This is a genomic window from Wolbachia endosymbiont of Drosophila baimaii (genome assembly GCF_028982185.1).
Lineage (GTDB): Bacteria > Pseudomonadota > Alphaproteobacteria > Rickettsiales > Anaplasmataceae > Wolbachia > Wolbachia pipientis.
In genome coordinates this window covers 1-13,802 of sequence record NZ_JAPQLE010000130.1, presented here as the reverse complement: position 1 = coordinate 13,802, position 13,802 = coordinate 1, and the positions used below count along the sequence as shown (strand labels likewise).

The window sequence follows — 13,802 nt, the reverse complement described above, 5'->3', positions numbered from 1 at the left end:
AAAACATTCCTCTATTCGAATCCTTTCGTCGTGCTGTTGATTCTGCCTTCCTATGACCTGTTCGGACTATTATGAGAAATGCTATAACTGTTTAATTCAGTATATAATTTCTCTGCATCACTAACATCTTTCCCATACATTACTATGCTACCAGAACCTTGTATTGGAATTTTAACAAAATCGAAAACCTTAGGTTCGTTCTTATAAGTTATGACATGTCTTCCTGGTTTTGTGCTATGAGCGCTACCGGTAATAGCAAATTTCTTAGAACCATCTACATATTTATCATAAAACAAGTTATAAAATTCCACCTTTCTACTCTTGTTATATCTTAGTATTGGAAATGGTAAAAAGTTGAAAACGTTTTTATAGCTCTCCACTTCTTGTATAAGCTTACTATTTTCTAACTCAAGTCCGTTAGCCTTTATCTTACAGTCTGAGACATTCCTTATCCATAACAGCACACCTATCACATTGGTAGAATCATCTATTATGCTTCTACCGTAACATATGCAATAAACCTCACTGTCTTTCGACTTTAAATCTAGAGTAAAAGATTTATTTATTTCCTTTGCCTCAACAAAATTTTTGATTAAGCTTTCTGATTGCTCAAAAAAATTCACAAACTCATTAAATGAGTAAAAAACAGTATTAAGCAAAATTAGTAAATTGGGAGAGAACTTTTCTATACGTTTTTTTGCATCCCAAATATAAAACCCATCATTCACAGTATCAATTAAATTATTTATGATAACATTTTGATGCTGTAAGTTCTTAATCTTATTACTAATTTTTAATTTAGAATAAGAGAGAAAGAATAATATTAGAATCAATATTAAAACCACTTCATACAAAAAAAACATAGCACTTTTAAAACAAATGTAAAAATTTGTAACCGCTCAGAATTATGCTGAAGAGGTATATAAGTAAAGATTGCCTAACATTTGAAAGCCCAATCTCTTATAAAGGTTCACAGAAGATTTCATACAATGTGCTACTATATATTTGCATTCAAGCTGTTTAGCTATCTTTATTCTTTCTAAAACCATTTGGGTACCTATTCCACGATTCCTGTAAATTGGTAAAACTCCATCACTATAAAAACCAGCTACGCTATCTTGAACATAAAGACCGCATGTCCCAACAATTTCATTATTTAGTGTTACAAGAAAAAATCTTAATCTTGAGTTCTTATCATCATAATTTGATAATCCGCGAAAAAATGTGCTGACAATTCCAACGCCATGATAAAAAATTTTAGAAGTGTGTAGATCTAACTGTTCTAAGAGGTTGCTACCATTCACAGCATTTAACCTCAAGTTTGGAATAACATCAGCAGGTAAAAAGTAATTTTTCATATTAAGTAAAGCTTTTTTTGGTGTGCTAACGTGTTTTATTTCATACTTTTCTAAAATATCTCTTATTTTCATATGTGAATTTATTACCCATGTTGCTTCTATATCTCTTGTTCTGAGATAATCTAGAGTTTTTTGTATAGAAAGCTCGGTACATTGATCTCCACAGAACACAAAATTAAATAATGACTCCCTGGTACCATTTATTGTAAATATGATGTTATCAAATTCATCGTGTACTTCCCACTCAGATAAATTCGCTGTGTACAGTATATAATCCTTTAGATTTTGAACAATTAAGCTTGAATAATAAATTTTTTTATCCTGCATACACCAACAATAAACAATAAAAGGCTCCTATAAGAACACAGGCTAAAATTGCAGCTACAACGTCATCTAGCATAATACCTAAAGGACCTTTGGTATTTTTATCGATTAAATTTATAGGCCACGTTTTTATTATATCAAAAAACCTAAAAGAAAAAAAGCACAACAACAATGAAGAACAATTCATCTTTTGGCTTAACAATATCGAAACTAAAAGTATCGTCAGCAATTGAGCAACCACTTCGTCAATTACTACCTCTTTTGGATCACATGAAGTCTTGTAATGTTTTATATAATTACCTGTAGACCATAATCCAATTAAGAATAAAAAAGAAATAATTGCTGCACCTAAAATTTTGTTGCTCAGGATTACAGGAACAAGCGGAAAAGAAGCCAAACTACCCACAGTACCTGGCATTTTTTTTACTGTTCCAGACAGCCACCACGTTGATATTAATTTATATAAAAATTTCACAATATATCCAAATACAAAATTAACTTATAAGAACAGAAATAGTATCCTCTATAGAGGCGCTTTCATACAATAATCTATAGACCGCTTCACATATAGGCATTTTTATCTTTAGCTTTCCTGCTAAATTAAATATGGACTCAGCAGTGCTAAAACCTTCAATCACTGACTTGCCTTCTGACAAAATCTGCTGAACATTAGAGCCATTGTCACTATTACCTATTTTAAACCCAAAAGATAAGTTTCTTGAATTCAAGGATGTGCATGTCATAATTAGGTCACCCAGACATGCTGGCCCAAGTAGTGTATTTATATCCACACTACCGTCACCAATTTTTGCTGAGTATAAAGCCTTAATTTCGCTCATACTTTTCGTAATCAATGCTGCATGAGCATTAAACCCAAGTTTACTACCTAGAACAATCCCACACGCTATAGCAAAAACGTTCTTTAACGCTGCACAAATCTGTACTCCTATAATGTCGTTACTAAACTCCAATTTAACATTTTCTTGTTGCAGCTCTGATACTAGCTTTGAACCTAATGTGTTATTTTGGCATGCAAGAACCATTGAATAGGGTAATTTTCTTGCAACTTCTACAGCAAAGCTAGGACCTGAAAAAATAGCAATAGGATTGTTAGGTAAAATTTCATTTACTATTTCACTAGGTAATTTTAATGTAGACTTTTCTATTCCCTTACAAGCTAAAATTATTGCTACATCTTTTTTCAGATTACAATTATGCAATTGCTGACATACCTTCCTCAGAGACTGAGTGGGAACAGCGAGGATTGTTACTGAAGCATTAATTGTGTCTTCAATAGCCAATTTTACTGACACATTATCAGAAATTCGACAACCGGGTAGCTTGTCACTTTCTCTTTTCCCGTTGATTGATTCAAATGCAGTTTCATTGTGAGTCCACAAAATCACATCTTTCTTACTACCTAATGAAATTGCGATTGCTGTACCCCATGCACCAGCACCTAAAATTGATATTGCCACACAATATTCCTGAAAATATTACTTATACTTTAAAATAGTAGGATAAGTAAATTAAAAATATAACACAGACATATAGAATAGTTAAATATTTATTAACCGAAGTATTCTTTTAATAATAGTAACTTTAATTCAATATTTACTAAAAATATTATTACTATCATGGTATGTCTATTATATTTTAGATCTATTTATATAACTTTGGAACAATATATTTACTATTAATTAATAAGTGTAATTTTGATCATTTGTTAATAAAAATTTGATTTATTACTTTCCTTAGTTATATATATTACTAAAATTATAAATTATTTATGGGGTGTAAAATATGCGTATATTATTAATTGAAGATGATCAAGTAAGTGCAAAGACTGTGGTTAACGCCTTAACTTTTGATGGACACTTCTGTGACGTTGTTACTTCTGCACAAGATTATAACAATAATATGGTTTCCTCAAACGGAGATTACTATGACCTAGTTATTTTAGATATACACTTACCTGGTGATATTGACGGATATGATATATTGTTAAGACTAAGAAGTGCAAAAATCAAAGTTCCTGTCTTAATACTTTCATGCATATCCGCTGTCAATCACAAAGCTAAAGGACTCGGGTATGGTGCCGATGATTACTTAACCAAGCCATTTCATAAAAGCGAGTTATTAGCTCGAATTAAGGCCATAGTGCGTCGTACTAAAGGCCATCCTGAATCGGTGATAAAGATTGGTAATATAAATATCAATTTTGATCACAGGGTTGTTGAGGTGAAAGGTAAAACGGTTCACCTTACTAATAAAGAGTATTCTATGATAGAATTGCTAGCACTGCGTAAAGGAACAGTACTAACAAAAGAAATGTTCTTAAATCATCTTTACAATGGCTTGGATGAACCTTCAGATAACAAGATAGTTGATGTTTTTATGTGCAAATTACGTAAGAAACTTGAAAGTGCAAATGATGGAAAAAGCCACATAGAAACCGTTTGGGGCAGAGGGTATGTTCTGAAAGAGTATATTGATGATGAAGAATATTCTAATGTTAATGTAGGCGAAAGTAGTGATGGCTATCAAGCAGAACAAGTGAAGGACAACGCATGAAATGCCTATACATTTAAATATAGCATGGCTTATATCGCACGTATCATGTGAACGCCTAGGTGAAATATAAGCCGAGTTCTGTTTATGTAGCTATTTATCTGGAGTAAATGTTACCATTTACCGCATGCGATTTACCCGAGTAGATATGAGGAAAACATAAAATCTACTTCTATTTAATCTTGCTCCTAGTGTTGGTTACTCGACTACCAATGTTGCCATTGCCATGGTGTGCTCTTACCACACCTTTTCACCCTTACCTAAGAATATTTTAGGCGGTAATTTTCTGTAGCCCTATAACTGGAGTTACCTCCGGCGGGCGTTACCCGTCACTATTTTTCCTTGGAGCCCGGACTTTCCTCTGCTATGTTTATCACACAACAGCAGCTACTTATTTCACCCAGGAATTATATTTTAACATGAAAATCACAAAAGCAAAAGACTATTTCCTAACAGTCTGCATATTAAAAACATTCAGACAAATAGCTAAAGGTGATATTCCGGCACATCATCACTATCCCAAGATAAGCTTTTTTCACTTTTAGACTCCGCTTCAGTTAGTCAAGAGCCTGGTCCACCGCTTGAAGACGATGAGCTACTTCTTGATCGACTACTACTTTCTACTGATATACTATTTAGCACTGTTTCAGATTGATATATAGTTCGCATTCTGTTACCAGTGGTAAAAATTTCTTCATCGCTACTTGAAGATGATCGCCTTCTATAACCCAAATCAGTTAGTTCTAATACAGGAGCAGCATTACGACCCTTAACATATCTATATGCTATGAATCCTATAATTCCAACAATACCTATTGCTTCAACCAAAGATCCCCCTATCATTCCTGCCTTATTAGACCCTATAGCAAGTTGAGTAGGTTGTGGTGAAGAAGTAGACTGAGGAAGTAAAGTCGTGGTGAATATAGGAGTTGTTGACTCTTTTGTTCTAGTACTTGGTATACTAAATGCTGTTTGTGTAGTTTTCTCTGAGCTTGTTGTTGGCGCAGTTGGCTCCACTGTTACTGTGCTTGTTTGAGTCGTTGACTCTGTTGAAGGTTTATTCGTTGTAAAAGTAGGTGCAACGGCTTCTGTTGTTGGCTTCACTGTTACTGTACTTGTTTGAGTCGTTGATTCTGTTGAAGGTTTACTCATCGTAGAAGTCGACGCACCAGTCGCTGCTGTAGGTTTTACAGTACTTATTTCAGTTTCCGAAGGCACATTAGTTGACGTTGCAGTAATCGTGGTTGCTTGTGAAGTAGCAGTTGTTTTTGTTGCTGTTGTTGGCTCCACTGTTACTGTACTTGTTTGAGTCGTTGACTCTGTTGAAGGTTTATTCATTGTAGAAGTAGGTGCAACGGCTTCCGTTGTCAATTTAGTAGTCTTCACAGCGTCGGTTTCTGCTGTGCTAGTAATTGCAGCAGTCGGCGTCTTCTTAGAAGTCACAACCGTTTCTGCAACAGTTATAGGAGCCACGGTACTACTAGAAATAATATCTGGCGTTAATCGACCGTTAATGATATTAACAAAATCGCTGAGAGTTTTGATGCTATTTGCCGGTATTATTGTTGCTTCAGAAGATTTTCCAGAGCCGTTTTGATTAAAAGTTACAATATTTTCTCCACTTACCGCAGTTACGATAAAACCACCCTGACCGTTGCCTTTAATATATAATTGCTCTATAGGATCTGTAAATTGATAGATAGGAAAATCTGACACTGATCCATTTTTAAGTAGAGTTGCTATATGTAACCTCTGCTCATTAGCTGATTGGTCATTTTCAAGAAAAGCAACTAGATCATTTCCTTCCGTTTGTTCAACATACTGCAAAAAGCTTATTTCATGTTCTCTAGAAAGAGATAGTGCTTTATTATCTATTTGACCTTTTCGATTACCAAGTAAAAAGCCATTAACTCCATCCTTCAGACCCTGAATCACTTTAGCCATATCAAATTTAAAAATACGTGTTTTTCTCACCTCTTGATTTTCCTTAGTAATCCTTTTGCTCACTTGCGAATAAAGCATCGTGTTTCCATTTAATGCCAATTGCCCCTGATTATCAAAATTGAACAATTTTCTTTCTGTAACACCTTTTTCTCCAGTCAATACCTTAAATTTTCCGCTCTCGCTTGACTTTAAGTACCAAGAAACTAAAGTTTGATCCTTTAAGTTATGGGCGATTACAATTACGTCACCATTACCAACTTTCACTGCTCTTGGTTGAAAGTAACTATTGCCCACATTTGCAAGACTATTATTATCAATATTCTTTTGTAATTTTCTTTTATCTAAATGTTCAACTGAAGGAGTATTAACTGATTGTTTAATTCCGTAAGTGTTAAAAGATAAGCCTTTAACGCATTTTTCTCCTTCTTCGCTAATTCCTTCTTCAGGAAAGATAACTCCAACTTTATCTATTTCAGCTGAATCTTCTATTAATGTGAGAGATAATTGATCTTTGAATTCATTTGCTAAGCTGATATTTGTACCACATTCGTATGTTTTTGATTGATATAATGGACTAATAAGTAATTTTACTTTACTGCTCCCATTACCATTATCTTGATAGCTGAGTCCGTAAGCAACTCCATTCCCCTCAATTAATTCTACGTTTGTTGGATTAAAACCTATCGCTTCTTTAATTTCCGGTGTATTTGAGTTGATCCCGAGCAATCTTCTTAATATAGACACAATTTTATTTAAAATATTAATAAAATGCTATTATGATTACTCCTGTGTGTTAATGTCAATGAAAATTTTAACTAAAATTAAAAAATTAATATAATATTTTATACTAAAAGGTAAATATAAGCTTGAAGAGGACTAAGAAGCTTTATGCTATTTCTCAAAAAACCAACAATTGCAATTATTAGCCCTTCAGATATAATCTGTTGAAATTTACACGAGTCTCACGAATGACAGAAAAAGAAAAGCAGTTTAGTTTTATATCAGAAAACCTCAAGAAAGCAGAAAAGTTTATAGAGATGTATCCCAAAGGTAAAGAAGGAAGCGCTGTCATGCCTTTACTATACCTGGTTCAAGAGCAATGCGGATGGGTTTCTGAATCTGCTATGCGTTATGTTGCTGATATGCTGCATATTCCACATATTCGTGTATATGAAGTGGCAAATTTTTACACCCTGTATAATTTAAAACCAGTAGGCAAATATCTAATACAAATTTGTAGAACAACTCCTTGCTGGTTGTGCAATAGTGAAGAAGTTTTAAATACCTTTAAAAAAAAACTTGGAATCAATATCGGTGAGACTACTAAAGATAATTTGTTCACTTTAAAAGAAGTTGAATGCCTAGGTGCATGTGTTAATGCTCCCGTTGTGCAGATCAATAATGACTTCTATGAAAATCTTACTCCTGAGAAAGTAGAAAACATCATAACAGAACTTTCAGGCAAATAGATGAAAGAAGAATTTGCATTTAAGATAATCAAGCAATCAGGTTCTGCAAAAGTTGGAACAATTAAAACTCCAAATGGAAGCGTAGAAACACCAGCTTTTATATTCTGTGCAACAAAAGCTGCAATTAAAGCTGCAGATATCGAGAGAATTAGTGAAGCAGGTACTCAGATAATACTTTCCAACACCTATCACCTAATGCTTCAACCAGGAGAGAATACTGTTGCAAAACTTGGTGGTTTGCACAAGATGATGGGATGGAATGGGCCAATGCTAACTGACTCAGGTGGATATCAGATATTTAGCTTAGGGCACGGATCAGTTTCGGAAGAGATAAAAGGAATAAGAAAAAAACAAAAAACTCTGATCAAAATTAATGAGGATGGGGCAATTTTTCGTTCTTACATTAATGGTAAAACTTATTGCTTGACTCCTGAAAATTCTATACAAATTCAACAAAAACTAGGTGCAGATTTAATCTTAGTCTTAGATGAATGTACTCCATTTCACATAAGCAAAGAATACACAGCAAAATCAATGCTCATGAGCCACAAATGGGCTGAACGTTCTTTAAATGAATTTGAAAAAAACAATAATGGCAAGCAGGCACTGTATGGAATTAGTCAAGGCGGAGTATATCAAGATTTACGTAGAGAAAGTTGTAATTTTATTAACGATTTGCCATTTTTCGGTCAAGCAATAGGTGGATCACTTGGTCAAAGTAAAGAGCAGATGTACAATGTAGTTTCTTTCACTATGGACCACCTGAAAAAAGACAAGCCTACTCATTTGCTTGGTATTGGTGGGATTGTGGACATCTTTCGCGGAGTTAGTCTTGGGATTGACACGTTTGATTGTGTGCATCCAACCCGCTTAGCAAGGCATGGTGGTGCGCTTATTAAAGCAAAAAATAGAAATTCTATTTCTTCAAAGTGCAAAGAGCATATTAATTTGCGGAATCAACAATTTGAGCTGGACAACAACCCAATTGAAAGCGACTGTTTATGTTTTACCTGCAGAAAACATTCAAGAGCTTATATACACCATTTACTGAAAGCTAAAGAGCTCCTGGCTTACACGCTCGTTACCATTCACAACATTTTTTTCATGAATAAGTTAATGGCATCAATAAGGCAGGCAATATTAGATGATAGGCTAGATCAGGAGAAAAATAATTGGATTAGTGAAATGCCATTGCACTTTGATTTGGCCTCTCTTTAAGTCTTTTCTTCATTAGACTTCTTGCATAACCATATAACGAACTTTTATTGGGAATAGAAACGAAAAAACTTCCTTGACAAACTACGCCAGCCCCCTTATCATGGCACTGAAGCTATTTATTTATCTTCTCTGTACAGATTAAATGACAAAAAAACTCACGTATCTGGCGTGTCATGTTTAATTTTTTGCACTATGTGCACCTTATGTCTTATAAAATTTCTACCTACATAAGCTGAAACGCGCTTATAAAGCGTTTAAAACATAAAAAAACGCCAACTTAAAAAATGGATAGTGAATAACTAGCTACCCTAGGGTTTCTTTTGCCTTTTTTTCTGTTTAGTAAATTTCTTAACGTTTATAATTTAGGTTGGTTGCATTTAAAAGCAGCTAAGTCGCGGTTATTAAACGTTTAGAATAAAAAAACGCCATACTTGAAAGTATAATGTAAGTAATTAGCCAACCACGGGGCTTCTTTTGCCTTTTTTTTTATTTGGTAAATTTCTTAAACATTTATAGCTAAACGACAACCGTCATCCCGCTACGTGTTAGCGGGATCTCTTGTTAGCGGATGAGATACCGCGAATGAATCGCGGTATGACGGTTCGCGGTGGCACGACGTAGGACTGCTGTCATCCCGCTACGTGTTAGCGGGATCTCTTGTTAGCGGATGAGATACCGCGAATGAATCGCGGTATGACGGTTAAGTAGGGTGTCATCCCGCTGCTTGTTAGCGGGATCTAGAGATACCGCGGCGGTATAGCTATACCTTTTTTCTACTTAGTTTGGGTTATGCAAGAAGTCTATTCTGTTAACTCTTCCTTTTATTATTTTTCCTTCAGAAGTGCTATAATAAATAATTAATCTATTAATGTTAGCCTTTGTCTTGAATTTGTAAAAGTGAGAGATAAAGATATGAAGATAAAAAATAATGTTCTATTAATATTTGACTTTGATCATACTATTACTAATGGGCACATGCACAATGCTTTTTCTAGGTTAAGAAAAAGTGATTTTAATCCTACTGAAGAGAATGCAGTGACTGATAACGATATAAGAAATTTTCTAGGGAGTACAGGTGGAGTAAAAAATGAAGAGAGATTGAAATCTACATTACAATCTGCACTTTCAGGTGGAATAGAAGTTAATATTGCATCATATACAGGATATCCAAATGCTGTAAAAAAAGTAGCGGAATATTATTTAGGTTTATCTGAAAAACAAACAGGTAGTATTTCTGTATTTGGTGGGTTTCCAGGAGATTATGATAGTCAGTTGCAAGAGTTAGATGTTAGAGAACAACAAAGTCAAGTCGGAAAGAATTTGCACATCTGTGAGGCAATTGTGAATTATAAGAACAATCACAATGGTCGGTTACCAAAAACTGTTATGTTGGTTGATGATAGTGTGGGTAACATAAAAAGAATTAATGAGTTCGTTGAATCAATGAGCAAAAGAAAGGGATGGCTTAAAGAAAATGGGCTGAGTGTTGAAGATATAAACAATATTAAATTTGAAGGCGTTCAAGTACCTAAAGAGGACAAAAATGTTGGTTATCTAGAAAGAGTACAGGAGTTTGTCAATGCTAACTTGGTACAAGAACCAATTTATGAAAATTTAAGGGAAGAAGAATCACTATATGCTACAGCTAATAAAAGCACCATCTCCTTAAAAGAAGAAATGAAAGGAATTAGGCTTCTTCTGAATGAAGATGGTGTTAGATCAAAAAAAGCGATACATAATGTTCAAGATGCTTTTAAAAAACAAGTAATGGAAGCAATCAAAAAGCAAGGCTATAGTGTGAGTAGTGAGGAAAGAGAAAGTGGGATTACTGTTGAAGGAAGTAAACCAATAGACGTTCAGCAGATAATGCAAGATAATTTTAGTCAATTCACAAAGTTACATGATAAGGCGCTTAATGATAACAAAAACGAAAATCTTAGGAAAAAAGAGCCCATATATCAGAACACTGAAGAGTTATTATCATCACTTCCTCAAAAAAGGAAATCAAGTGATGGTATGGTTGCTGATAGTGAGAATAAAACACAAGATATTAAGGACATGTCGTCATCCGAAACACAAGCAAACCCAACACGCTCAAAACGTCATGCAATGATGCTTGACCCTCAGCAAATAGAACCTATACACCAGAATGCTGAAGAGCCACCACTAGGTAAAAAATACACACATACTGAAACCATCTCCTTAGCACAGGAATTTAAAGCAATCAAAGCTTTTTTTAAAGATTGTGCTCAAAAAGTAATAGATGCTATTTGCAATTTATTTAGAAGAGAAGTGGCAACAAAAATTGAAGGGCAGGGCTACAATGTAAGTAGTAAGCAAGGAAGTAGTGAAATTACTGTCAAAGGAAGTAAGCCAATAGATGCTTCAAGAATAAACAAAGATATTATTGTCGAGTCCTTAGCTCAAATAATCGAGAAAAAAGAGAAAATCAAAGATCTTAACAATAATTATAAAGGTGATCAGCTAGGGCGAGAGATATCGAAATTATTGAACGCTGGTTCGCAAAAGGAAAATATAAACTCAAACTATAATGATGGAGAGCCTATATTCCAGACTCGTGAAGAGGCATCGAATTATCCTCCGCAAAAGAAAGACATAAACTCAAACTCTGTGAGAGGAAACTATAATGATGGAGAGTCTATATTTCAGACCGTTCAAGAACCACGGAACTATCATCGGCAAAAGAAAGGTATAGACTCAAACCCTGTAAGCAAAAAACCACTTGTACCACCAGTACCTACTAAAAATTATACGGAAAGGGTTATACAAAGCAGAAATATAGAAGGGATTGGAAGAAATAAGTGATTTATGTGTAAAAAACAAGAGTTAACTGACAGAAGAATTAAAACTAATGCGCTAAGCTTTAAGCATAGAAACCACTTTATCGTAACTTGGCAATGATTTAATTTCTCCAATTGCAGCTAGAGTGGTTTTTTCATGCTGAGATAACAATTCTTTTGCTGCTTTTTTTACGTTAGCGGTGGTAACTGCACTAATTTTTTCTATTAATTCATTTTTACTGATGTACCTATTATAGTTACCGTAGTAGTGTCCCAATGTTTCAGCACGTGAGCTAACACTTTCACGTGACATCAAAATTTGGGATTTTACTCGCTCTTTCACTCTATTTACTTCTTCTTCCTTCAAATCATCTGTAGACAACTTCTTCAACTCTGTTGTTATAGATTTTAAAAGTTTATCTAAGTTACTACTGTCTGTACCAGCAAAAATGGAAAACATTCCTGTATTAGTATAGCTGGAATTAAATGAATAAACAGAGTAAGCTAATCCCTGCTTTTCCCTTACTTCCTGGAATAAACGTGATGACATTCCGCTCCCTAATATAGAATCAAGCACTTGAAACGTGTGATATTTATCGTCATGGCGAGAAACACTAGGTAGACCAATTAGCAAGTGTACCTGATCTAATTTACGATGTTCTAAATACTCACCACCAGTACAGCTCGCATTTTGGCTTTTTTTCAGCTTTTTAGAATGAATCTTTGAGAGAAAATCTTTGGTTAATGCAACAACTTCTTCATGTTCAACATTTCCTGCAACGGCAAATAGCATATTCTCACCAAAGTAATGCTCATTTATGTAATTATCTAGATCTCCTCGAGTAAAAGATTTTACAGTATTTTGCGTGCCTAAGACTGACCTACCAAATGGTTGGTCTTTATAAGCTGCCTCAAAATATTTGTCGAAAATAATGTCACTTGGTGAATCATTAGTTTGAAAAATCTCTTGTATTACAACACCCTTCTCACGTTCCAATTCATCTTCTGGAAACGTGGAATTCATCAATATATCTATTAATATATCAATACCAGTTTTTATGTCTTTCTTGAGGACTTTTGCATAATAGGTGGTGCTTTCCCTACCGGTGCTAGCGTTGAAAACTCCACCTATGTCATCAAAAGCTTTTGCAATTTCAAAGGCAGTTCTTGTCTTCGTCCCTTTGAAAGCCATGTGTTCTAAAAAATGCGATATTCCATTTTGCTTTGCACTTTCTGCTCTACTGCCAACACCAACTCGTATGCTTAAAGCTACGGAATCAATATCACGCACCTGCTCAGTTATTATGCGCAGACCATTATCTAATTTTGTTACCCGGGGTATATTCATCTCATATATTCTTCTAAGTTCTCTTCTGCAAAATCCCAATTAATCAAATGATCAAGGAAAACTTTTATGTAGTCAATTCTACGGTTTTGACAATCTAAATAATAGGCGTGCTCCCACACATCCATAGTGAGTAGTGGCACTTGGCCATAAATTATTGGCAAATCTGCATTTGGAGTTTTGGTGATTTTGAGCTTTCCTAACCTACCTTTTTCGAGCACTAACCATACCCATCCACTGCCAAATTGGCTTACTCCATGACTCGAAAATTCTTCATAAAATTTATCAAAGCCACCGATATCGTCTTGAATTTTTTTTGCTAGAAGACTACCATCTTTAGGCTTACCACCACCATTTTTTTTCATTGAATTCCAATAAAAAGTGTGATTCCAAACTTGTGCTGCGTTATTAAATATAGGCAAGTTGCCGCTATTACCATGCACTTTTGTTATTAATTCCTCAATTTTTACATGTTGATAATCCGTATTTTCAACTAGCTCATTGAGTTTATTTAAATATCCTTTATGGTGCTTATCATAATGAAAATCCAAAGTTTTTGCAGATATGTAAGGCTCCAAAGCTGTTTTATCATATGGTAATTCAGGTAAAGTAAAACTCATGCCAACCTCTTTATTTTTGACCTATTTGGATGGTAGGGCAATATATGCTTTTATGCAACATATAATTATAGCTCTTTCCATAAAAGTCCGGATGTGATAGGATAAGGATAGATGATGATAAGGAGGTTGAATGCCAGCAGCATATAGTTATG

The 13,802-nt window shown here is 34.5% G+C and carries 10 protein-coding genes, 1 other RNA gene and 1 pseudogene; 4 read left to right on the top strand and 8 right to left on the bottom strand.

Annotation, left to right across the window (positions count from 1 at the left end; translation table 11 throughout):
* Positions 1–86 precede the first annotated feature (86 nt).
* From OZD66_RS04750 to OZD66_RS04735, 4 genes and pseudogenes are all read right to left on the bottom strand, one after another.
* Positions 87–863, bottom strand: a pseudogene (locus OZD66_RS04750) (hypothetical protein); the annotation flags it as partial.
* A 42-nt stretch (positions 864–905) separates the two neighbouring features.
* Entirely contained in the window at positions 906–1,685 is a 780-nt protein-coding gene (locus OZD66_RS04745; RefSeq protein WP_182367995.1) for a GNAT family N-acetyltransferase, read from the bottom strand.
* Positions 1,675–2,157: a phosphatidylglycerophosphatase A family protein gene (locus tag OZD66_RS04740; protein ID WP_182367992.1), complete on the bottom strand. Its 483-nt coding sequence runs from the start codon at positions 2,155–2,157 to the stop codon at positions 1,675–1,677. The genes OZD66_RS04745 and OZD66_RS04740 overlap by 11 nt, the downstream gene beginning before the upstream one ends.
* A gap of 19 nt (positions 2,158–2,176) precedes the next feature.
* Entirely contained in the window at positions 2,177–3,160 is a 984-nt protein-coding gene (locus OZD66_RS04735) for an NAD(P)H-dependent glycerol-3-phosphate dehydrogenase (RefSeq protein ID WP_182367989.1), read from the bottom strand.
* Between the two features lie 325 nt (positions 3,161–3,485).
* Here OZD66_RS04735 and OZD66_RS04730 point away from each other — a divergent pair, with 325 nt between their 5' ends.
* A complete protein-coding gene (locus OZD66_RS04730) occupies positions 3,486–4,256 on the top strand; it encodes a response regulator transcription factor (RefSeq protein ID WP_182367987.1) in 771 nt (256 codons plus the stop codon).
* Between the two features lie 52 nt (positions 4,257–4,308).
* On the opposite strand, the gene rnpB is transcribed toward OZD66_RS04730, so the two are convergent.
* Both rnpB and OZD66_RS04720 read right to left on the bottom strand, forming a co-directional pair.
* Positions 4,309–4,656, bottom strand: an RNA gene (gene rnpB / locus OZD66_RS04725) — RNase P RNA component class A.
* A gap of 158 nt (positions 4,657–4,814) precedes the next feature.
* Complete coding sequence (locus OZD66_RS04720) at positions 4,815–6,941, bottom strand: hypothetical protein (RefSeq protein ID WP_182367984.1); 2,127 nt, start codon at positions 6,939–6,941, stop codon at positions 4,815–4,817.
* Positions 6,942–7,165: 224 nt separating this feature from the next.
* Between OZD66_RS04720 and nuoE the strand changes: the two genes are divergently transcribed.
* From nuoE to OZD66_RS04705, 3 genes are all read left to right on the top strand, one after another.
* Positions 7,166–7,666 (top strand): NADH-quinone oxidoreductase subunit NuoE, encoded by a 501-nt coding sequence (gene nuoE, locus OZD66_RS04715; RefSeq protein WP_182367981.1) that lies wholly within the window; start codon positions 7,166–7,168, stop codon positions 7,664–7,666.
* Positions 7,667–8,884 carry a tRNA guanosine(34) transglycosylase Tgt gene (gene tgt / locus OZD66_RS04710; RefSeq protein WP_182367978.1) on the top strand — a complete coding sequence of 406 codons (1,218 nt, stop codon included), beginning with the start codon at positions 7,667–7,669 and terminating at the stop codon, positions 8,882–8,884. It abuts the gene before it with no gap.
* Between the two features lie 912 nt (positions 8,885–9,796).
* On the top strand, positions 9,797–11,710 hold the full coding sequence (locus OZD66_RS04705; RefSeq protein WP_259348568.1) for a hypothetical protein: 1,914 nt from the start codon (positions 9,797–9,799) through the stop codon (positions 11,708–11,710).
* A gap of 51 nt (positions 11,711–11,761) precedes the next feature.
* Here the strand turns inward: OZD66_RS04705 and OZD66_RS04700 are convergent, their stop codons facing one another.
* Both OZD66_RS04700 and OZD66_RS04695 read right to left on the bottom strand, forming a co-directional pair.
* Positions 11,762–13,033 (bottom strand): M16 family metallopeptidase, encoded by a 1,272-nt coding sequence (locus OZD66_RS04700; RefSeq protein ID WP_182367975.1) that lies wholly within the window; start codon positions 13,031–13,033, stop codon positions 11,762–11,764.
* Positions 13,030–13,650: a superoxide dismutase gene (locus tag OZD66_RS04695; RefSeq protein WP_010082437.1), complete on the bottom strand. Its 621-nt coding sequence runs from the start codon at positions 13,648–13,650 to the stop codon at positions 13,030–13,032. Before OZD66_RS04695 ends, OZD66_RS04700 begins: the two co-directional genes overlap by 4 nt.
* Between the last annotated feature and the right edge of the window lie 152 nt (positions 13,651–13,802).